Here is a 20066-nt window from a genome sequence, read left to right on the forward strand (position 1 = left end):
CGCGCGGGGTCTCCCCCTTCCCGGCCGCCGTCCCGCCGCCGCGGCGCATGACTCACCCAGCGGCCGTGATCGACTCGCGACCGGCTACGCTGCCGGAGACAACGCACTGGAGACAGGGAGAACGCTCGTGACCGTCGTGGGACCCCTCGGGGTGAGCGTGCGGGACCAGGCCCTGGAAGCCGATGTACAGGCCGGCCTCGCGGCTGTCGAGGCGGGGCTGATCGAGGCCACCAAGAGCGACGTTCCCTTTATAACGGAGACGGCCCAGCATCTCGTCCGCGCCGGGGGCAAGCGCTTCCGGCCGCTGTTGCTGCTGCTGGCCGCGCAGTTCGGCGATCCCTACGCGCCGGGTGTGGTGCCCTCGGCGGTGGTGGTGGAGCTGACGCATCTCGCCACGCTGTACCACGACGACATCATGGACGAGGCGCAGATGCGGCGCGGGGTGCCCAGCGCCAACGTCCGCTGGAACAACTCGGTGGCCGTGCTCACCGGTGACTTCCTCTTCTCGCGCGCCTCGACGATAGTGGCCGGCCTCGGGGCGGACGCGGTGCGCATCCAGGCGGAGGCGTTCGAGCGCCTGGTGACCGGTCAGATCCAGGAGACGGCCGGGCCGCGCGAGGGGGAGGACCCCGTCGCGCACTATCTGGATGTGATCGCGGGCAAGACGGGCTCGCTGATCGCGGTGGCCGGGCGCATGGGCGGGCTGATGTCGGGCGCGTCGGAGCCCATGGTGGAGGTGCTCGCCCAGTTCGGCGAGCGGATCGGGATCGCCTTCCAACTGGCCGACGACGTCCTGGACATCGCGAGCGACGGCCGGGAGTCGGGGAAGACGCCCGGCACCGATCTGCGCGAGGGCGTGCCCACGCTGCCGGTGCTGCGGCTGCGCGAGATGGCTGCCAAGGACGGCGCGCCGGCGGATGTGGCGCTGTGCGAGCTGCTGGACGGCGACCTGACGGACGACGCGCGGCACGCCGAGGCGCTGGCCGGGCTGCGGGCGCACCCGGCGCTGGAGCGGGCGCGGCAGGACGCGCTGTCGTTCGCGGAGGAGGCGCGGCGGATGCTGGAGCCGCTGCCGGACGTCCCGGCGAAGGACGCGCTGGCCGATCTGTGCGACGCGGTGGCGGACCGTACCAAGTAGCTCGCGGCGTGTGAACCCTGTCTTTCGGCGGGGTACATCCCTTACGGGTTGGGGGGTGCACGCCCGCGTGCGCTCATCCCCTGGTCGTATGCGGATGCCTCCCCTCGGCGGATGCCGGAAAGGCCCCGGCCTGGTGCAATTGATGGTGCTGAGAGCCGAGTGGAGGGGCATCTGATGGCAAAGAACAGCACTATCCGGCGGGCGATCGTGCCGACGGCGGTCGTGGCGGGGATCGCCGCGGCGGGGGCCGGTCTGTGGCCGGCCCTGGCGAGCGACGGCAGCCCGGATCTGCCGGAGGTCACGGCTGAGGAGCTGCTGGTCCGGGTGGCGGAGGCCGACACGGCTCAGTTGTCGGGCACGGTGAAGGTGGACGCCGACCTGGGGATTCCGGACCTGGGCGGGATGCTGGACGGGGTGCTGAGCGGGGTGGGGGGCCCGGCCGGGCAGCTCGCCGGGCTGGTGACCGGGGACAGCACGCTGCGGGTGGCCATGGACGGCCCGGACCGGCAGCGGCTGGGCCTGGTGGACGGCTCCGACGAGTTCACCCTGATACACAACGGCGACCAGCTTTGGGCGTACGACTCCGCGAGCAACACGGTGTACGAGGCCCAGGTGCCCGAGGCGGAGGCGGGCGCGGAGGCCGAGGCGCCGGAGTGGGCCGGTGAGCTCACCCCGCAGCAGGCGGCCGAGCGGCTGCTGGAGGCGGCGGGGGAGCACGCGGACATCTCCGTCGACGGCACCGCGCGGGTGGCCGGCCGCAGCGCGTACCAGCTTGTGGTGGAGCCGAAGGACGCCGCCGAGGCGGGCATCAGCGAGGCGCGGATATCCGTGGACGGCGAGACGGGTGTGCCGCTCGCGGTCACCGTCGACGGCCCCGACGGGCAGGTGCTGGACGTGGCGTTCTCCCAGATCGACTTCGCCCAGCCGGCCGGTGGTGTCTTCGACTTCACCCCGCCGAGCGACGCGGAGGTCCTGGAGATCGACCCGAACCAGCCCTTCGGCGGCGGCGCGCTGACCGAGCTGCTGCCCGACCTCGCGGGGTAGCCCCGATCCGGCCGTGCGGCCGGGAAGAGCCGCGCCCGGTCGGCGGGCACCGGGTCAGCTCACGCACGTGTCGTGGGTGGGCGGCCGGCCGGGCGCGCGGTGTCAGCTCGCGCAGAATTCGTTGCCCTCGGGATCCCGCATGACCCACCAGTGTCCGGCGGGGCCCTGATCGTGCTCCTGGACACGGGTGGCGCCCAGGGATTCCAGCCCGGTCACCAGCTCCTCCAGCCTGCCCTGCTCGCCGTGGATGTCGATGTGCAGACGGTTCTTGACGGTCTTGCCCTCGGGCACGTCCTGGAACAGCAGCCGGCGGCCCCTTCCGACGCCGGTGACCTCGTCGTAGGGGTCGTCGGGATGCCGGATCGCCGCGTAGCCGCGGAAGACGCGGCGGCCGTTGTGCTCGGTGACGGCGTCCTCGCCCAACTGTCCGGCGGCGAGCAGTCGTTCGATGAGGGCGCTCGGATCTTCTACCTCGTACTCCAGGGCGGCGGCCCAGAAGTCGGCGAGGACGGGGGCGTTCGCGGTGTCGATGACCAGTTTCCAGCTACGTGCCATGTAACCAGTTATAGTAGTTACATGGCAGCCTCCGCAACGACCACGGGCATCGTGCTGCGCTCCTACACCGGCACCCGGTACCGGTTCGACCCCGGGGCGCTGTGTCTGGAGCTGCTGACCACCGGCGGCCCCGGCGAGTTCCGCCGGTACGAGGTGCTGCACGAGCCCGCCGACCTGGCCGTCTGGGCGGAGCGTTCCCGGCTCACGCCCACGCCCGATGTGGAGATATCCGAGGCCGAGCTGGCCGAGGCCCGGCTGCTGCGGGACGCGCTGTTCCGGGTGGTCCGGGCCCGCACCGCCGACGAGCGGGCCGCCCCGGGCGACCTCGACGTGCTCAACGCCGCCGCCGCCCGGCCCCCGCTCGCCCCGGCCATCGGCCCGGACGGCGCCAGGGCCTGGGCGGCGCCCGCCACCGGCGGCCAGTTGCTGGCCACGGTCGCGCGGGACGCGGTGGAGCTGCTGACGGGCCCGTTCGCCCACCGCGTCCGGATGTGCTCCGCCGAGCGGTGCCACCTCATGTACGTGGACACCTCCCGCCCCGGCCGGCGCCGCTGGTGCTCCATGGAGACCTGCGGGAACCGCCACAAGGCCCGGGCCCTGCGCGCCCGTCGAGAGGAGGGCTGACCATGCCCACGGGACTGACCAAGGACGCCGGCTGGCAGATCGGCGTCTCGCGCACGCTGCCGCATCCCCCCGCCGTCGTCTGGGAGTTCATCAGCGGGCCCGAGGGGCTGGCCCTGTGGCTGGGACCCGGCGCCGAGCTGACCCCGGAGCGCGGTGCCCCCTGGCGCACCGCCGACGGCACCGCCGGTGAGGTGCACGGGTACCGGCCCGGGGACCGCATCCGGGTCACCGTGGGCTCCACCACCGTGCAGGTCGCCCTCCGCCCGGCGGGCGACGGCGGGCGGGCGATGCTCCGTTTCCACCAGGAGCGGATGGCGAGCGCCGCCGAGCGTGAGCGTCAACGGGCCCACTGGCAGCGGGTGTTGGACGCCGTCGCCGGGGCCCTGGGCTGAGCCGGGCGGCACTCAGCCCAGCGTGTTGATCAGCTCCTCGCAGGCCCGCTCGCACCGGCGGCACGCCTCCGCGCACACCCAGCAATGCTCGTGCGTGGTGGACTGCCGCCCGCACTCGTCGGCGCACGCGTGGCACGCGGCGGCGCAGGCCAGGAGCTGGGCCCGGGTGATGTTCGCGTCGTAGCCCGTGTGCCGAGACAGGACCCGGGCGGTGGTCTGGCAGATGTCCGCGCAGTCCAGGTTGGTGCGGATGCACTTGGCCAGGTTCGACACGTCCGCCTCGGACAGACAGGCGTCGGCGCACGCGGTGCACGCCTGCGCGCAGGCGGTGGCCTCCTCGATGCAGTGCGTGAGCCGGTCCCGGTCCACGCGGCCCAGATCGGCCGGGTAGGCGCCCAGCATGTCGTCGATCGCCATCGTCATGGCTGCTCCCGTGTGCTCGAACGGTCTCCGTCCCCGCCCGGGTATCCGTGGGCGGGGACGGGAAACAGCCGTCACATGTGGACCACGGGTGCCCCGCTCGCGGCGGCCTGCGGGGCGCCGCGGCGGTAGAGCACGACGCTGATGACCAGGCCCGCGAGGAAGAACGCGGCGGACCACCAGTAGGCCGTGGCGTAGCTCTCCAGGCTGGCCTGGGCGAGCACGGCCGGGTCGGTCGGGTCCTTGCCGGCCAGATAGTCGGTGGCCGCCCCGGCGGCCAGGGTGTTGAGGACGGCGGTGCCGATGGAACCGCCGATCTGCTGCATGGTGTTGACCGTCGCGGAGGCGACGCCCGCGTCGGCGGGGGAGACGCCGGCGGTGGCCAGGTTCATCGCGGGGGCGACCACCAGGCCGATGCCGAGGCCGGAGACGATCAGCGGCGGCATCACGTTCGCCGCGTAGGCGCTGTCCAGGTCCAGCACGGTCAGCCAGGCCAGGCCCGCCGCGGCGATGCCCATGCCCGCGGAGACGATCGCCCGGGCACCCAGGCGCGGCAGCAGCGTGGTGGCCGAGAGGGTCGCGGTGACCATCAGCCCGCCGATCATGGGCAGGAAGGCCAGGCCCGTCTCGATCGGCGTGTAGCCGAGCGACGCCTGGAGGTAGTAGGTCAGGAACAGGAAGACACCGAACATCCCCGCGCCGCTTACCAGCACCGCGGCGAACGACGCGCCCCGGTCGCGGTCCAGCAGCACGCGCAGCGGCAGCAGCGGGTGGGCGGCCCGGGTCTGCCACCAGGTGAACGCGGTCAGCAGCACGACGCCGGCGACCAGGAAGCCCCAGGTGGCCGGGTGGTCCCAGTCGTGGGACTCGGCGTTGGCGAAGCCGTAGACCAGGCCGAAGAGGCCGGCCGAGACGAGCACGGTGCCGGGGACGTCGAGCTTGACCTCGCGGTTGCGGGTGGTGTGCGCCAGCAGGGCCGCACCACCCGCGAAGGCGGCGACGGCGAAGATCAGGTTGACGTAGAGGGTCCAGCGCCAGTCCAGGTACTCGGTGAGCACGCCGCCGAGCAGCAGGCCGATGGCGCCGCCCGCGCCCGCGATGGCGCCGTAGACGCTGAACGCCTTGGCACGTTCCCGGGCATCGGTGAACGTCGTGGTGAGCAGGGAGAGCGCGGCCGGCGCGAGCAGGGCGCCGAAGACGCCCTGGAGGGCGCGGGCGGTCACCAGGACCTCGAAGTTGGCGGCGGCGCCGCCCAGCGCGGACGCGGCGGCGAAGCCCACCGTGCCGACGAGGAAGACGATCTTGCGGCCGAACAGGTCGGCGATCCGGCCGCCGAGCAGCAGCAGGCTGCCGAAGGCCAGCGCGTAGGCGGTGATCACCCACTGCCGGTCGCCGTCGCTGAAGCCCAGGTCCGCCTGCGCGGACGGCAGGGCGATGTTCACGATGGTGGCGTCGAGCACCACCATGAGCTGGGCGATGCCGATGACCGCCAGGACCCACCAGCGGTGGTTCGGGCGTTCGCCAGCGGCCTTGTCGCCCAGGACGGGCGGCTCCGGGACTTCTGCCGTGATCTGTGGCTGGGACATGTCGTCGGGCTCCGGTCAACTGTGTAGCAGGGCGGGCAACAGGGCGCTGTCGAGGAAGCGGATCAGGTAGTCCGCGTCGGCGTACTCGTCCTCGAACAGCGGGCGGCTCAGCACGGTCGCGAAGATCATCTGCGGAAGAAAGTCCATCGCGTCCGGCCGCCGCTGGAGTTCGCCCCGCCGTATGGCGCGGTCGATGAACGTGGTGAGCTCCACGATCTCCGGCTCCACCAGGGTCTCGCGCAGCGCCCGGGCGAGCTCCGGGGCGTCGAGCGTGGCGCGGGCGAGGCCGGCGATGAGCGCGGTGTCCTCCCGGGCCTGCCGGGAGACGTGGGTGAACAGGGTGAGCAGGTCGCCGCGGAGCGAGCCGGTGTCGATCTCGTCGATCCGGGTGGGGCGGTGGGCGTGCAGGGCGGTGGCGACCAGGTGGTGCTTGCTGCCCCACTGCCGGTACAGCGTGGCCTTGCCGCAGCGGGCCCGGGCCGCGATGGCGTCCATGGTCAGCGCCTCGTAGCCGGTCTCGCGCAGAACCTCGACGACCGCCGCGAGCACCTCGGTCTCCCGCTCGGGGGTCATCCGCGGCCGGCGGACCGGGGGCATGTCGGTGGCGGTGATGGCGAACTCCAGGTTTTCCTATGGAACGAGCGTCATATCGAACGAGACGGTCTCGTTCTATAACGTACGCCAGGAGTCCGTTGAAACGCAACCGTTCTTCTCAGTCGCTGAGCGTCCGAGTGGCCAAGGATTCGCCGCGGGTCAGTCGCTGAGCGCCGCGCTCGGCTCGTTGCGGGCGGCCGGGCTGTGCGTGGCCACGGTGCCGCGGTTGCGGCGCGCCTGGCGCAGCAGGTCCCAGGTCAGCACGCACAGCGCGGCCCAGACCAGGAGGAACCCGGCCCAGCGCTCGGGCGGCATCTCCTCGTCGAACGCCAGCAGTCCGAGCAGGAACATCAGCGTCGGGGCGAGGTACTGCATCAGCCCGATCGTGGACAGCGGCACGCGCACGGCGGCGGCGCCGAAGAAGATCAGGGGCAGCGCGGTGGCCAGTCCGCTGGCCACCAGCAGCAGCGCGTGGCCGGGGCCCTCGGCGGTGAACGAGCCCTCGCCGCGCAGGCCGAGCGCGACCAGGAAGCCCAGCGCGGGCAGGAACTGCAGCGCGGAGTCGGCGCTGAAGCCCTCAGGACCGTCCAGGTCGGTCTTCTTCTTGGTCAGGGCGTAGAGCGCGAAGCTGACGCTGAGCGCCAGCGACACCCATGGGATCTGGCCGTAGGCGATGGTCATCACGGCCACCGCGGTGGCGCCGATGCCGACGGCCGCCCACTGCGCGGTGCGCAGCCGCTCCTTGAGCAGCACGACGCCCATGGCGATGGTGAGCAGGGGGTTGATGAAGTACCCGAGGGAGGCCTCCAGGACGCGGTCCTCGGAGACGGCCCAGATGAAGACCCACCAGTTCAGCGAGATGAGGGACGCGGAGAGCGCCAGCAGTCCCAGGCGGCGCGGCTGGCGCAGCAGCGGCCGTATCCAGGACCAGTTGCGCGCGAGCGCCAGCAGGGCCACGGCGGTGGGCAGCGACCACACCATGCGGTGGGCGAGGACCTCGGACGCGCCGGTGGAGTCCAGCAGGTGCCAGTAGAGGGGCAGCAGGCCCCACATCCCGAACGCGGCCAGCCCGTAGGCCAGTCCCGCCCGGCTCGCCGAGCCGCCGCCTGTTCCCACTACTGCCTCCCGCTGCCGCCGACGCCACCGATGACGGTAGCGCCGGGCGGGCGGGTTGTCATTCCCGTTACTGCGTTACGGTCCTGTCAGCCGGCGACGGTCCAGGTGTCGTTGCCGGTCAGCAGCGCGGCGAGGTCGCCCTTCCCGCGCTGCTCGACCGCCCGCTCCAACTGGTCGGCCATCAGGTCCTCGTAGGCGGGCCGGGGCACGCTGCGGAGCACGCCGATCGGTGTGCGGTGCAGGGTGTCCGGGTCGGCCAGCCGGGAGAGGGCGAACGCCGTGGTCGGGGACGCCGCGTGGGCGTCGTGCACCAGGATGCCGTCGGTACCCTCGTCGGCCACGTCGATCACCTTCAGGTCACCGGTCGCCGGGTCGCGCACCACGCCCTTGCCGCCCAGGCCGTCCTCGGCCGGCGCGCCGAAGCGGATCGGCTCGCCGTGCTCCAGGCGGATCACCGCCTCCAGGGCCTGCTGCTTGTCCTTCAGGGCCTCGAAGGCACCGTCGTTGAAGATGTTGCAGTTCTGGTAGATCTCCACCAGTGCCGAGCCGCGGTGGTCGGCGGCGGCGCGCAGCACGCTCGTGAGGTGCTTGCGGTCGGAGTCGATCGTGCGGGCGACGAAGGACGCCTCGGCGCCCAGCGCCAGGGAGAGCGGGTTGAACGGGGTGTCCAGCGAGCCCATCGGCGTGGACTTGGTGATCTTGCCCGCCTCGGAGGTCGGCGAGTACTGACCCTTGGTGAGGCCGTAGATCCGGTTGTTGAACAGCAGGATCTTCAGGTTCACATTGCGCCGCAGGGCGTGGATCAGGTGGTTGCCGCCGATGGACAGCGCGTCGCCGTCGCCCGTGACGACCCAGACGGACAGGTCGCGGCGGGCCGCGGCCAGGCCGGTGGCGATGGCCGGGGCGCGGCCGTGGATGGAGTGCATCCCGTAGGTGTTCATGTAGTACGGGAAGCGGGAGGAGCAGCCGATGCCGGAGACGAAGACGATGTTCTCCTTGGCCAGCCCGAGTTCGGGCATGAAGCCCTGCACGGCGGCCAGGACGGCGTAGTCACCGCAGCCGGGGCACCAGCGGACCTCCTGGTCCGACTTGAAGTCCTTGGCGGTCTGGGGCTTGTCGGCGGTGGGGACGAGTGCCAGCGCGGTGCGGGCCGGTGTGAGCGCATCAGTGGGCATCGTCGAGAGCCTCCTTGAAAGCGGATGCGAGCTGCTCGGCCTTGAAGGGCAGGCCGGTGACCTGGGTGAGGGACCGGATGTCGACCAGGTACTTGGCGCGCAGCAGGGTGGCGAGCTGGCCGAGGTTCATCTCCGGGACAACGACCCGGTCGTAGGCCCGCAGCACCTCTCCGAGGTTGGCCGGGAAGGGGTTGAGGCTGCGCAGGTGGGTCTGCGCGATGTGCCCGCCGGCCCGGCGGATCCGGCGGACGGCCGCCGTGATCGGCCCGTAGGTGGAGCCCCAGCCCAGCACCAGCACCTTGGCCTGGCCGCCCGGGTCGTCCACCACGAGGTCCGGCACGCTGACCCCGTCGACCTTGGCCTGCCGGATGCGGACCATGTGCTCGTGATTGGCCGGGTCGTAGGAGATGTTGCCCGTGCCGTCCTGCTTCTCGATGCCGCCGATGCGGTGCTCGAGGCCGGGGGTGCCGGGCACCGCCCAGGGGCGGGCCAGGGTGGTCTCGTCGCGCTTGTACGGCCAGAACACCTCGGTGCCGTCGGCCAGTTGGTGGTTGGGCCCGGTGGCGAACTGCACCCGCAGGTCGGGCAGCTCCTCCACGTCCGGGACGCGCCAGGGCTCGGAGCCGTTGGCCAGGTAGCCGTCGGAGAGCAGGAACACCGGCGTGCGGTAGGTCAGCGCGATGCGCGCCGCGTCCAGCGCCGCGGTGAAGCACTCGGCGGGGGTGGCCGGGGCCACGATCGGCACCGGGGCCTCGCCGTTGCGGCCGTACATGGCCTGGAGCAGGTCGGCCTGCTCGGTCTTGGTGGGCAGCCCGGTGGAGGGGCCGCCGCGCTGGATGTCGATGATCAGCAGCGGCAGTTCCAGGGAGACCGCGAGCCCGATCGTCTCGGACTTCAGCGCCACGCCCGGCCCGGAGGTCGTCGTCACGCCCAGCGCCCCGCCGAACGAGGCGCCCAGGGCGGCGCCGATGCCGGCGATCTCGTCCTCGGCCTGGAAGGTGCGCACCCCGAAGTTCTTGTGCTTGGACAGCTCGTGCAGCACGTCGGAGGCCGGCGTGATCGGGTACGAGCCGAGGAAGAGCGGCAGGTCGGCGCGCTCGGCGGCGGCGACCAGGCCGTAGGCGAGGGCCAGGTTCCCCGAGATGTTCCGGTAGGTGCCGGCGGGGAACGCGGAGGAGGCCGGGGCGACCTCGTAGGAGACGGCGAAGTCCTCGGTGGTCTCGCCGAAGTTCCACCCGGCGCGGAACGCCGTGATGTTGGCCTCCGCGATCTCCGGGCGCTTGGCGAACTTCGACCGCAGGAACTTCTCCGTGCCCTCGGTGGGCCGGTGGTACATCCACGACAGCAGGCCGAGCGCGAACATGTTCTTCGAGCGGCCGGCCTCCTTGCGCGTCAGGTCGAAGCCCTTCAGCGCCTCCACCGTCAGGGTCGTCAGCGGCACCAGGTGCACGCTGAACCCGTCGAGGGAGCCGTCCTCCAGCGGGTTGCCCGCGTAGCCGACCTTGGCCAGCGCCCGGGAGTTGAACTCGTCGGTGTTGACGATGATCTCGGCGCCGCGCGGCACGTCGGGCAGATTCGCCTTGAGCGCGGCCGGGTTCATCGCGACGAGCACATTGGGGGCGTCGCCCGGCGTGAGGATGTCGTGGTCCGCGAAGTGCACCTGGAAGGAGGAGACACCGGGCAGCGTCCCGGCCGGGGCACGGATTTCCGCGGGGAAGTTCGGCAGAGTGGACAGGTCATTCCCCAAGGAGGCTGTCTCCGAGGTGAATCGGTCTCCCGTCAGTTGCATTCCGTCGCCGGAATCCCCCGCGAACCGGATGATCACCCGGTCCAGACGCCTGACGTCCTTATTGTCCTGGCTCGCCTGGTCGACCTCAGTGGTCACTGCTGTAGCCCTCCTTCGAGGCGGCTCTTGTCAGCCATGGTACGCGGGTAAGGTTTACCTTCCTGAAGGTGATCACATGATGGACGCGGGTAGCGCTGTGTCACGGTCCCGCAGCGTCCTTGAACCCTTCTGAAGCTGCCCTAAAGTCCCGACAGCGCGCCGCCCGAAGCCCCAGTTCCAGCCTGTCAGGGCCGCCTAGGAATTGAGATAGGTCAGAACCGCCAGAACCCGCCGGTGATCTGTGTCACTCTGCGCCAAGCCGAGCTTCATAAAGATGTTGCTGACGTGTTTTTCGACCGCCCCGTGGCTCACCACGAGTTGCTGGGCGATGGCGGAGTTCGTGCGCCCCTCCGCCATTAGTCCTAGGACTTCCCTTTCCCGTGGCGTGAGGCCCGCGAGAACGTCCTGTTTCCGGCTGCGACCGAGCAACTGTGCGACAACCTCCGGGTCGAGCGCGGTACCGCCCGCGGCCACCCGGGCCACCGCCTCGACGAACTCGCTGACATCCGCGACCCGGTCCTTCAGCAAATAGCCGATGCCCCGGCTGGACCCCGCGATCAGCTCGGTGGCGTACTGCTCCTCCACATACTGGGACAGCACCAGCACCCCGAGCTTCGGGTAGCGCTCCCGCAGCCGGACCGCCGCCCGCACGCCCTCGTCGGTGTGCGTCGGCGGCATCCGCACATCGGCCACCACCACATCCGGCGGCTCCCCGGCGTCGGCCAGCTCCCGCACCGCCGCGATCAGCGCCTCCCCGTCCCCGACCCCGGCGACCACCTCGTGCCCCCGGTCGTTCAGCAGCCGGGTCAGCCCCTCTCGCAGCAGCACCGAGTCCTCGGCGATGACTACCCGCACGTCCACTCCCCGTTCACCATGGCACGCCCTTGCCTGCCGTCCCCCCGCAGGATCTCACCTCGCCGGCGCGTGCGAGGCCGTCCGGTCGCGCCAGGGCAGCGCGGCCGAGATCGTCGTGGGCCCGCCGGCGGGGGAGTCCAGCGCCAGCAGGCCGTCCACCGCGGCGAGGCGTTCGGCCAGCCCGGCCAGGCCCGAGCCGGCGGTGAGGTCGGCGCCGCCGTGGCCGTCGTCGGTGACCTGGAGCATCAGCCGGTCGTCCGCCCGCCAGACGTCGACCTGTGCGTGCCGGGCGCCGCTGTGCTTGCTGACGTTCTGGAGCAGCTCGCAGACCGTGAAGTAGGCGATGCCCTCGATCGCCTCGGCCGGCCGGAACGGCAGCTCCACGTCCACGGTCACCGGGACGGTGCAGCGGGCGGCGACGTTGGACAGGGCGGGGCCGAGGCCCCGGTCGGTGAGGATCGCGGGGTGGATGCCGCGGGCGAGGTCGCGCAGCTCCTGGAGGGCGAGCTTGACCTCGCCGTGGGCCTCGTCGACCATGCGGGCCGCGGCCTGGGGGTCCTCGGTCAGCTTCTCCTTGGCCAGACCGAGATCCATGGCCAGCGCCACCAGCCGCGCCTGCGCGCCGTCGTGCAGATCCCGCTCGATCCGCCGCAGATCGGCGGCCGAGGTGTCCACCACGACGGACCGGTCCGACTCGAGCTGCCACATCCGGGCCGCCGCCGCGGACGGGCCCAGCAGGCTGGAGACCAGCAGCCGGTCGACGGCCGCCATGCCGCGGATCAGCCACGCGGCGACCAGCAGCAGCAGCAGGCCGAGCACCACCGCCATCACCACCTCGAACGGCCCGTCCCAGATCCACGCCTCGTCCGGGTCGCCGCCGGTGTTCACCCCCACCCCCGGCTCGTCGGTGAACGCGGGGATCGTCCAGAACCACAGCGGGAACGTCAGCATCGACCAGCCAGCCGACCACAGGGCGGTCACCGCGCCGAAGGTGAAGACCGCCCAGGGCATGTGCAGCAGCGCGTACGCGGCCGAGCGCCACGACACGTTGCTGCGCAGCACCGCGCCCATCCAGGCCAGCGGGCCGGAGCGGCCCTCGGTGAGCCGCAGCCGCTCCGGCTCGGCGACCTCCAGGCGCAGCAGCAGGCGGGCCCGCGCCCGCTCCAGCCGCCCGAACATCCGCAGGACCAGCAGCACGAGCGCCATCAGCGGCAGCCCGACGAACGTGATCAGCAGCCCGGCGCTGGTCGCCAGGCCCGCGGCGGCGAAGACGAACCCGGCGAGTGCCACCGGGAGGTTGAGCAGGGAGTACAGCCCCTCCCGCCAGGTACGGGCGCGGAAGGGCAGGAGCAGCACGTTCATCGGGAGGTCCCTTTCCGGCGGTCCCGCCAGGGCAGTTCGGCGTTGACAGTGGTCGGTCCCCCGGCGGGGGAGGTGATCGCGAGGACGCCGTCGACGGAGTCGAGGCGTTCGGCCAGCCCGGCCAGGCCCGAGCCGGCGGTGAGGTCGGCGCCGCCGTGGCCGTCGTCGGTGACCTGGAGCATCAGCCGGTCGTCCGCCCGCCAGACGTCGACCTGTGCGTGCCGGGCGCCGCTGTGCTTGCTGACGTTCTGCAGCAGCTCGGACGCGGTGAAGTAGGCGATGCCCTCGATGGCGGGCGCGGGCCGCTCGGCCAGGTCGACCGTGACCCGCACCGGGACGGCGCAGCGGGCGGCGACGTTGGACAGGGCGGGGCCGAGGCCCCGGTCGGTGAGGATCGCGGGGTGGATGCCGCGGGCGAGGTCGCGCAGCTCCTGGAGGGCGAGCTTGACCTCGCCGTGGGCCTCGTCGACCATGCGGGCCGCGGCCTGGGGGTCCTCGGTCAGCTTCTCCTTGGCCAGACCGAGATCCATGGCCAGCGCCACCAGCCGCGCCTGCGCGCCGTCGTGCAGATCCCGCTCGATCCGCCGCAGATCGGCGCTGGCCGTGTCGGTGACCGCCGCCCGGTCGGACTCCAGCTCCGCGATGCGCCGCTCCAGCTCGTCCGACGGGGACAGCAGCCCGCGCACCAGCGCGCGGTCCACGTTGGTCATCCAGCGGGCCAGCCAGGGCAGCGCCGGCCAGGCGACGAAGAACGAGACGACGGTCAGCCAGCAGGTGATCGTCGTCCAGGGCAGCCGGACGACGAAGAACAGCGCCGTGCGCCAGCCCACCGGGTCGCGCAGGCTGGACCAGAGCCAGGCGAGGAAGCCGGCGCCCCGGCGCAGGGGCAGTTTGCTGGGCTCGTCGATCCGCAGCTTCAGGAGTGACCGGGCGCGCGCCCGTTCCCAGGCACCGAACCGGCGGCAGCCCACCAGGCCGAGGGCCAGCACCGGCAGGCCGATGACCGTCAGCGACGACAGGGCGCCCACCCAGATCCACGTCACCACGTAGACGAACGCGACGAGGTCGAGCGGCCAGCTCGACAGCAGGTAGCCGCACTCCCGCCACGTCTGCGGGCCCAGCGGGGCGCGCGGTGGCGGCAGCGGCCCGGCCGCCTCGGAGGTACTGCTGGTCATGATCCCCAGACTGCCCGGCGGGGGATACGGCCGCCATGGGGTGGGTCGGTGAACGACGGTGGGGCTATCCCTACCGCCCCTCCTCTCCGAGCGGGGGTCACAACCCGGCCGGCACCCCCTAGACTCCCGTGTCAGTCGTCATCCCCCACTGCTGCTCCCTCTCCCCTGGTCGTCGGAGGCCGAACGTGCCCGACTATTTCCACGGCTACACGGTCGTCGGTCTGGTCGCGGTGGTCGGCGTGCTGTTCGTCGCGGTCGCGTTCGGGGCCGGGCGACTGCTGCGGCCCGTCGTGCCCACGCCGGAGAAGCTGCTGACCTATGAGTGCGGCGTGGACCCGGTCGGCGAGGGCTGGGCCCATACGCAGGTGCGGTACTACATCTACGCGTTCCTGTACGTGATCTTCGCCGTGGACGCGGTGTTCCTCTTTCCCTGGGCCACCGTCTTCGCCGCGGACGGGTTCGGCGCCACGACGCTGGTGGAGATGTTCATCTTCCTCGGCTTCCTCACCGTCGGACTGCTCTACGCCTGGAAGAAGGGGGTGCTGACATGGACGTGAAACCGTCCGGCGCGCGGCCGTCGCTCGGCCCGCTGGCACGGCTGGCGCCCGAGCCGATGAAGGTCGTCCTCAACTGGGGCCGCCGCTACAGCCTCTGGGTGTTCAACTTCGGACTCGCCTGCTGCGCCATCGAGTTCATCGCCGCCTCCATGGCGCGGCACGACTTCATCCGGCTGGGCGTGATCCCGTTCGCGCCCGGCCCCCGGCAGGCCGACCTGATGGTGGTCTCCGGCACGGTCACCGACAAGATGGCGCCCGCCGTCAAGCGGCTGTACGAGCAGATGCCCGAGCCGAAGTACGTCATCTCCTTCGGCGCCTGCTCGAACTGCGGCGGCCCGTACTGGGACTCCTACGCGGTCACCAAGGGCGTGGACCAGATCATCCCGGTCGACGTGTACGTGCCCGGTTGCCCGCCCCGGCCCGAGGCGCTGCTCCAGGGGATCCTCAAGCTCCAGGAGAAGATCGCGCAGGAGTCGGTGTCCGGCCGGTACGAGGCGGCGCGCCCCCCGGCGGCGGAGGAGGGCGGACGGTGACGGCCGGCTGGCTGCCCCGGGAGGCCGGGGAACTGTTCGGCGCGGGCGCGGAGGCGGGCGAGGCGTACGGCGTGCTGACCGTCGACGTGCCCCCGGCGGGCTGGACGGCGGCGCTGACCGCGGCCCGCGACGAGCTGGGCTGCACCTATTTCGACTGGCTCAGCGCGGTGGACGAGCCCGGCACCGGCTTCCTGGTCTGCGCGCACGTGGTGGCCGTCGGCACCCCGCCGCGCCGGCTGCTGCTGCGCACCACGGTGCCGCACGAGGGCGCGGCGCTGCCGACGGCCACCGGCGTATACGCCGGCGCGGCGTGGCACGAGCGGGAGACGCGCGAGATGTTCGGCATCGACTTCCCCGGCCACCCCGGGCTGACGCCGCTGCTGCTGCCGGACAGCTTCGAGGGGCATCCGCTGCGCAAGGACTTCGTGCTGGCCGCCCGCGTGGTGAAGGCGTGGCCCGGCGCCAAGGAGCCGGGCGAGTCCGGCCACGGCGGCCCCAAGCGCCGCCAGATGCTGCCGCCCGGCGTGCCCGACCCGAACGAGTGGGGTCCGCTGAAGGGGCAGTTGCCCGCGGCCCCCGCGCGCCGGGCGCGCGCCACGGAGGGCGGGCCGCGGGCGGCCGGCCGGCGCCCGGGCACCGACGCGCCCTGGCGCGAACCGGGACCGGAGACGCCCCGGCGCCCGCCCCGGCGCAACCGCTCGGCGAGCGGCGGCTCCGCCAGCCAGCGCCGCGCGGAGGAGGGCCCGGCCCAACCGGACGGGAACGGGAGCGGGAACGGCAGCGAGGGCGGGGGAGGGGACGGCTGATGGACGTGCTCGACGTCGGCGCGCGGCTGCTCGCCGTGCTGCTCGCGTTCCTCCTGCTGCCGCTCCTCGTCGGACAGAGCGAGCACAAGGTCATGGCCCATATGCAGGGCCGCGTCGGGCCCATGCACGCCGGCGGTTTCCACGGCTGGGCCCAACTCGTCGCCGACGGCGTGAAGTTCGCGCAGAAGGAGGACACGGTGCCGGCCGGCGCCGACCGGCGGGTGTTCCAGCTCGCGCCGGCCGTCGCGCTGATCCCGTACCTCATCGTCCTCATCGCCATCCCGATCGGCCCCGACGGCATGGTCGGACAGGTCCTGGACGCCGGGATCTTCTTCGTCCTCGCCGTCCTCGGCGTCGGCGTGCTCGGCTCCCTCATGGGCGGCTGGGCGTCCGCCAACAAGTACTCGCTGCTCGGCGGCCTGCGCACCGCCGCCCAGCTCATGGCCTACGAGCTGCCGCTCCTGCTCTCGGCCGCCTCCGTCGCCATGGCCGCCGGAACGCTCAGCCTCACCGGCATCCTCGGCGAGTTCGAGTGGTGGTGGGTGCCCTGGCAGCTCATGGGCGGCCTGGTCTTCTTCACCGCCGGGCTCGCCGAGCTGCAACGGCCGCCGTTCGACGCGCCGATCGCCGCCGAGGAGATCGTGTTCGGCGCGTACACCGAGTACTCGGGGCTGCGGTTCGCGCTGTTCCTCCTCGCCGAGTACGCGGGCATCGTGGTCGTCTGCGCGCTGACCGCCGTGCTCTTCCTCGGCGGCTGGCACGGCCCGCTGGCCGACCAGTTGGGCTGGCTGTGGATGCTGCTCAAGACGGCCGGCTTGTGCTTCCTCGTCATCTGGGCGCGCGTCGCCTGGCCCCGGCTGCGCGCCGACCAGATCCAGAAGTTCGCCTGGACCGTGCTCGTTCCGCTCGCCCTCGCGCAGATCGCGCTCACCGGAGTCGTCAAGGTGGTGATCTCATGAGCCTCGGGTCCGGGCTCGCCAAGGGCCTGGCCGTCACGTTCCGCGCCATGACACGGCGGGCGGTCACCCAGCAGTACCCGGAGACGCAGCCCTCGTTGCCGCCGCGCAGCCGGGGGGTCATCGGGCTGTTCGAGGAGAACTGCACCGTCTGCATGCTGTGCGCCCGCGAGTGCCCCGACTGGTGCATCTACATCGACTCGCACAAGGAGACGCTGCCGCCCGCCGCCCCCGGCGGCCGGGAGCGCAGCCGGAACGTGCTCGACCGTTTCGCCATCGACTTCGCGCTGTGCATGTACTGCGGAATCTGTGTCGAAGTCTGCCCGTTCGACGCGCTGTTCTGGTCGCCGGAGTTCGAGTACGCGGAAACGGACATCCGTGAGCTCACCCATGAACGCGACCGGCTGCGCGAGTGGATGTGGACCGTTCCGGAGCCGCCGCCGCTCGACCCGGCCGCCGAGGAGCCCAAGGAGATCGCCGCGGCGCGCAAGGCGGCCCAGCGGGAGGGCGCGTGACCGGGGGGAACGGGTATCTCTCGCCGTCCGGCCAGGAGATCGTCTTCGTGCTGGTCGGCCTCGTTGTGCTCGGCGCCGCCGTGCTGTGCGTGACCAGCAAGCAGCTCGTGCACGCCGCGCTGTGGCTGGTCGTCGCGCTCGGCGGCCTCGCCGTGCACTACCTGCTGCTCACCGCCGAGTTCGTGGCCTGGGTGCAGGTGCTGATCTACCTCGGCTCGGTCGTGGTGCTGCTGCTGTTCGGCCTGATGCTCACCAAGGCGCCCATCGGGCCGTCCCCGGACGCCGACTCCCGCAACCGGCCCGTGGCGCTCGCCGTCGCGCTGGCCGCCGCAGGCACGCTCGTCACCCTCGTCGTGGACGCCTTCCGCACCGCCTGGATCGACCTGGACACCCCGCACGGCGAGTCGGAACAGATCGGGGACAGCCTCTTCCGGGTCTGGGTGCTGCCGTTCGAGGCGCTGTCCGTGCTGCTGCTCGCCGCGCTCGTCGGCGCCATCGTCATCTCCCGCAAACGGGACGGTGAGTCCTGATGCACCTCGTCTATCCCGCCGTGCTGTCCGCGCTGCTCTTCTGCGTCGGCCTGTACGGCGTGCTCGCCCGCAGGAACGCCATCCTGCTGCTGATGTCGGTCGAACTGATGCTCGCCGCCGTCAGTCTCAACCTCGTCGCCTTCGACGTCTGGCTGCGCGACGAGGTGCACTCCGGACAGGTCTTCACGCTCTTCCTGATCGCTCTCGCCGCCGCCGAGATCGGCATCGGCCTCGCCATCGTGCTCCTCGTTTACCGCAACCGCGGCACCTCCGCCATCGACCGGCTCAGGGAGCTGAGGGAGCCGAGAGGGGACGTCGACAGCCGGGAGAACACCACCTCGTGAACACCACGACCGCCGCCGTTCTCGTGCCGCTGCTGCCCTTCGCCGCGGCGGCGCTGATCCTGCTCACCGGCCGCCGCGCCCCCGGCTACGTCCGCCCGCTCGCCGTGCTGCCCACCCTCACCGCCGCGGGACTCGCCGTCTTCGTCGCGCTGCGGCAGGGCGGCGACGAGCCGATCGGCGCCGCCACCCGCCTCACCCGCACCGGCAACGACGCGCTGCCGATCGAACTGGCCCTGCGCCTCGACGGGTTCGCCGTCCTGGTCGCCGTCCTCGTCACGGTCGTCGCGAGCTGCGTCCAGCTCTACTCCACCGGCTATCTGCGCGGCGACCCCCGCTACCCCTCCTACGCCGCCCTCGTCTCCCTCTTCACCGCCGCGATGCTGCTGGTCGTCTACACCGACGACCTGATCGTGCTGCTCGTCGGCTGGGAGGTGATGGGCATCTGCTCCTACTTCCTGGTCGGCCACTACTGGGAGACCGCCGCGGCCCGGTCCGCCTCGTTCAAGGCGTTCCTGGTGACCAAGCTCGGCGATGTGCCGTTCCTCATCGGCATCCTGGCGCTGGCGAGCGAGGCCGGCACGTTCCGGGTGAGCACCATCGTCACTCGGCTCACCTCCCCGCTGTCGGACTTCGAGCTGGACCACCCCACGCTCATCGCGCTGCTGCTGCTCGCCGGGGTGGCCGGCAAGTCCGCGCAGGTGCCGCTGCACACCTGGCTGCCCGACGCCATGGCCGGCCCCACCCCCGTCTCGGCGCTCATCCACGCCGCCACCATGGTCGCCGCGGGCGTCTTCCTCGTCGCCCGGCTGCTGCCCGTCTTCGCCGCCTCCGCCGCCGCCCTCGTCGTGCTCGCGGTCGTCGCGGCGCTCACCATGCTCGGCTCGGCGCTCGCCGCCCTCGCCCAGGACGACGTCAAACGCCTGCTGGCCTACTCGACGATCGGGCAGCTCGGCTTCATGACCGGCGCGCTGGCCGTCGCCGACCGCGAGGCGGCCGTCTTCCACCTGCTCACGCACGGCGCGTTCAAGGCGCTCCTCTTCCTGGCCGCCGGGGTGCTCATCCACACCGCCGGCACCGCCTCGCTCGCCGCCATGTCGCGCATGCGCGGCCTCAAACGGCGCGCGCCCGACGCCTATTGGACGATGACGATCGGGCTGCTGGCGCTGGCCGCCATCCCGCCGTTCTCCGGGTTCTTCTCCAAGGAAGCCGTGATAGGCGCCGCCGAGCACGCCGCCCTGGAACCGGAACACGGCGTCCCCGCCTCGGCGGGCTGGATCGTGCTGGTGGCCGGCCTGACCACCGCGCTGCTCACCGCCGCCTACGCCGCCCGGATGTGGCTGGTCGCCTTCCACGACCCGGTCGGCGCCCGCCCCGACCCGACGCCCGTCCACGAGAGCGCGAGCCCCGTGATGACCGCCGTGCTGTGGCTGCTCGCGCTGCCCGCCCTGCTGCTGGGCCTGGCCTACGGGACGCTGCCGGACTGGTTCGACGGGGGCGATCTGGCGCCCACCCTCACCACCTCGGTGCTGGCCACCGGCGCCGCCCTGACCGGCGGGATCGTCTGCTACGCCGCCTGGCGCCGCGCCTACGAGGGCGACGGCCTCGTCGACCCGGCGCCCGGACTGCTCGGGCCGCTGCACCGGCACGCGGTGGCCGGGTTCCACCTCGACAACGCGTACGCCGCCGCGTTCGTCCGGCCGGTGCGCGCCGCCGCCCGGCTGGTGCGCTTCCTGGACGCGGCCGTCATCGACACCTATGTGCGCGGCACCGCCGCCGCCCCCGGGCTGCTCGGCGCCCTCACCCGCCGCGCCCAGACCGGCAACGTGCAGACCTATCTGAGCGCGCTGGCCGCCGGGTCCCTGGTGCTCGCCGTCGCCGCCGTCCTCGTCGCCGGGGAGTGACCC

22 protein-coding genes are annotated in these 20066 nt (G+C 72.3%); 12 read left to right on the forward strand and 10 right to left on the reverse strand.

From position 1 onward, the window contains the following. Positions 1 to 127 precede the first annotated feature (127 nt). Together RM590_RS29625 and RM590_RS29630 are read left to right on the forward strand one after the other, a co-directional pair. The gene (locus tag RM590_RS29625) at positions 128 to 1138 is read left to right on the forward strand and encodes a polyprenyl synthetase family protein (RefSeq protein ID WP_311707829.1); all 1011 of its coding nucleotides are present in this window, start codon (positions 128 to 130) and stop codon (positions 1136 to 1138) included. Between the two features lie 174 nt (positions 1139 to 1312). Then, positions 1313 to 2182: a LolA family protein gene (locus RM590_RS29630; protein WP_311707830.1), complete on the forward strand. Its 870-nt coding sequence runs from the start codon at positions 1313 to 1315 to the stop codon at positions 2180 to 2182. A gap of 102 nt (positions 2183 to 2284) precedes the next feature. On the opposite strand, the gene RM590_RS29635 is transcribed toward RM590_RS29630, so the two are convergent. Then, a complete protein-coding gene (locus tag RM590_RS29635; RefSeq protein WP_311707831.1) occupies positions 2285 to 2737 on the reverse strand; it encodes a VOC family protein in 453 nt (150 codons plus the stop codon). A gap of 21 nt (positions 2738 to 2758) precedes the next feature. Between RM590_RS29635 and RM590_RS29640 the strand changes: the two genes are divergently transcribed. Both RM590_RS29640 and RM590_RS29645 read left to right on the forward strand, forming a co-directional pair. Next, on the forward strand, positions 2759 to 3361 hold the full coding sequence (locus tag RM590_RS29640) for a CGNR zinc finger domain-containing protein (protein WP_311707832.1): 603 nt from the start codon (positions 2759 to 2761) through the stop codon (positions 3359 to 3361). Between the two features lie 2 nt (positions 3362 to 3363). Then, a complete protein-coding gene (locus RM590_RS29645; RefSeq protein ID WP_311707833.1) occupies positions 3364 to 3753 on the forward strand; it encodes an SRPBCC family protein in 390 nt (129 codons plus the stop codon). A 12-nt stretch (positions 3754 to 3765) separates the two neighbouring features. On the opposite strand, the gene RM590_RS29650 is transcribed toward RM590_RS29645, so the two are convergent. The 9 genes from RM590_RS29650 to RM590_RS29690 form a co-directional block, all read right to left on the reverse strand. After that, entirely contained in the window at positions 3766 to 4176 is a 411-nt protein-coding gene (locus tag RM590_RS29650; protein ID WP_311707834.1) for a four-helix bundle copper-binding protein, read from the reverse strand. Positions 4177 to 4247: 71 nt separating this feature from the next. Further along, positions 4248 to 5759 carry an MFS transporter gene (locus RM590_RS29655; RefSeq protein ID WP_311707835.1) on the reverse strand — a complete coding sequence of 504 codons (1512 nt, stop codon included), beginning with the start codon at positions 5757 to 5759 and terminating at the stop codon, positions 4248 to 4250. Positions 5760 to 5774: 15 nt separating this feature from the next. Continuing rightward, a complete protein-coding gene (locus tag RM590_RS29660; RefSeq protein WP_311707836.1) occupies positions 5775 to 6356 on the reverse strand; it encodes a TetR/AcrR family transcriptional regulator in 582 nt (193 codons plus the stop codon). A gap of 156 nt (positions 6357 to 6512) precedes the next feature. Continuing rightward, positions 6513 to 7469 carry an EamA family transporter RarD gene (rarD, locus tag RM590_RS29665; protein WP_311707837.1) on the reverse strand — a complete coding sequence of 319 codons (957 nt, stop codon included), beginning with the start codon at positions 7467 to 7469 and terminating at the stop codon, positions 6513 to 6515. Positions 7470 to 7555: 86 nt separating this feature from the next. Continuing rightward, the gene (locus tag RM590_RS29670; protein WP_311707838.1) at positions 7556 to 8644 is read right to left on the reverse strand and encodes a 2-oxoacid:ferredoxin oxidoreductase subunit beta; all 1089 of its coding nucleotides are present in this window, start codon (positions 8642 to 8644) and stop codon (positions 7556 to 7558) included. Then, positions 8634 to 10529, reverse strand: a complete 1896-nt coding sequence (locus tag RM590_RS29675; protein ID WP_311707839.1) for a 2-oxoacid:acceptor oxidoreductase subunit alpha — start codon at positions 10527 to 10529, stop codon at positions 8634 to 8636. Before RM590_RS29675 ends, RM590_RS29670 begins: the two co-directional genes overlap by 11 nt. A gap of 195 nt (positions 10530 to 10724) precedes the next feature. Then, on the reverse strand, positions 10725 to 11384 hold the full coding sequence (locus RM590_RS29680; RefSeq protein WP_311707901.1) for a response regulator transcription factor: 660 nt from the start codon (positions 11382 to 11384) through the stop codon (positions 10725 to 10727). A 54-nt stretch (positions 11385 to 11438) separates the two neighbouring features. Continuing rightward, positions 11439 to 12746, reverse strand: a complete 1308-nt coding sequence (locus RM590_RS29685; RefSeq protein ID WP_311707840.1) for a sensor histidine kinase — start codon at positions 12744 to 12746, stop codon at positions 11439 to 11441. Further along, the gene (locus RM590_RS29690) at positions 12743 to 13921 is read right to left on the reverse strand and encodes a sensor histidine kinase (RefSeq protein WP_311707841.1); all 1179 of its coding nucleotides are present in this window, start codon (positions 13919 to 13921) and stop codon (positions 12743 to 12745) included. Before RM590_RS29690 ends, RM590_RS29685 begins: the two co-directional genes overlap by 4 nt. A gap of 185 nt (positions 13922 to 14106) precedes the next feature. Between RM590_RS29690 and RM590_RS29695 the strand changes: the two genes are divergently transcribed. The 8 genes from RM590_RS29695 to RM590_RS29730 are packed head-to-tail and all read left to right on the forward strand — an operon-like array spanning position 14107 to position 20063. Further along, positions 14107 to 14478 carry an NADH-quinone oxidoreductase subunit A gene (locus tag RM590_RS29695; RefSeq protein WP_311707842.1) on the forward strand — a complete coding sequence of 124 codons (372 nt, stop codon included), beginning with the start codon at positions 14107 to 14109 and terminating at the stop codon, positions 14476 to 14478. Continuing rightward, on the forward strand, positions 14469 to 15011 hold the full coding sequence (locus RM590_RS29700; RefSeq protein WP_311707843.1) for an NADH-quinone oxidoreductase subunit B: 543 nt from the start codon (positions 14469 to 14471) through the stop codon (positions 15009 to 15011). Before RM590_RS29695 ends, RM590_RS29700 begins: the two co-directional genes overlap by 10 nt. After that, positions 15008 to 15817 carry an NADH-quinone oxidoreductase subunit C gene (locus tag RM590_RS29705; RefSeq protein ID WP_311707844.1) on the forward strand — a complete coding sequence of 270 codons (810 nt, stop codon included), beginning with the start codon at positions 15008 to 15010 and terminating at the stop codon, positions 15815 to 15817. Before RM590_RS29700 ends, RM590_RS29705 begins: the two co-directional genes overlap by 4 nt. Next, positions 15817 to 16776, forward strand: coding sequence for a complex I subunit 1/NuoH family protein (locus RM590_RS29710; protein ID WP_311707845.1), 960 nt, complete (start codon positions 15817 to 15819; stop codon positions 16774 to 16776). The genes RM590_RS29705 and RM590_RS29710 overlap by 1 nt, the downstream gene beginning before the upstream one ends. After that, positions 16773 to 17288, forward strand: a complete 516-nt coding sequence (locus RM590_RS29715) for a NuoI/complex I 23 kDa subunit family protein (protein ID WP_311707846.1) — start codon at positions 16773 to 16775, stop codon at positions 17286 to 17288. Before RM590_RS29710 ends, RM590_RS29715 begins: the two co-directional genes overlap by 4 nt. After that, on the forward strand, positions 17285 to 17818 hold the full coding sequence (locus RM590_RS29720) for an NADH-quinone oxidoreductase subunit J family protein (protein ID WP_311707847.1): 534 nt from the start codon (positions 17285 to 17287) through the stop codon (positions 17816 to 17818). The genes RM590_RS29715 and RM590_RS29720 overlap by 4 nt, the downstream gene beginning before the upstream one ends. Beyond that, a complete protein-coding gene (gene nuoK, locus RM590_RS29725; RefSeq protein ID WP_311707848.1) occupies positions 17818 to 18162 on the forward strand; it encodes an NADH-quinone oxidoreductase subunit NuoK in 345 nt (114 codons plus the stop codon). Before RM590_RS29720 ends, nuoK begins: the two co-directional genes overlap by 1 nt. Then, the gene (locus RM590_RS29730) at positions 18159 to 20063 is read left to right on the forward strand and encodes an NADH-quinone oxidoreductase subunit 5 family protein (protein WP_311707849.1); all 1905 of its coding nucleotides are present in this window, start codon (positions 18159 to 18161) and stop codon (positions 20061 to 20063) included. Before nuoK ends, RM590_RS29730 begins: the two co-directional genes overlap by 4 nt. Positions 20064 to 20066 lie beyond the last annotated feature (3 nt).

Origin of the sequence: Streptomyces litchfieldiae (genome assembly GCF_031845365.1) — a bacterium.
Classification (GTDB): domain Bacteria; phylum Actinomycetota; class Actinomycetes; order Streptomycetales; family Streptomycetaceae; genus Streptomyces; species Streptomyces litchfieldiae.